This is a genomic window from Vibrio sp. 10N.222.52.B7 (genome assembly GCF_041474275.1).
In the GTDB taxonomy this organism is placed as follows: domain Bacteria; phylum Pseudomonadota; class Gammaproteobacteria; order Enterobacterales; family Vibrionaceae; genus Vibrio; species Vibrio crassostreae_C.
The window spans coordinates 1-235 of sequence record NZ_JBFRTU010000098.1; the positions used below are offsets into that span (position 1 = coordinate 1).

Genomic DNA, 235 nt, shown 5'->3' on the forward strand with positions numbered 1-235 from the left:
CTCCTTATACGAAGATATTTACGATGAGTACCCACACAGATTGATGGTTTAATAAGTTAAGAGTAGGAAATACTTTTCCAGATGGGGCTATAGCTCAGCTGGGAGAGCGCCTCGCTGGCAGCGAGGAGGTCTGCGGTTCGATCCCGCATAGCTCCACCATCTTTAAGTGTTCTTCCTTAAGAATCTTTAAAAATGGTTATTTCTTTTGAAATATCTAGCTCTTTAACAATTTGGA

General features: G+C 41.3%; 1 tRNA gene. It reads left to right on the forward strand.

Features of this window, described 5'->3' with window-relative positions:
- The first annotated feature begins 83 nt into the window (after positions 1-83).
- Positions 84-159, forward strand: a tRNA-Ala gene (locus AB4512_RS20295).
- Positions 160-235: the final 76 nt, after the last annotated feature.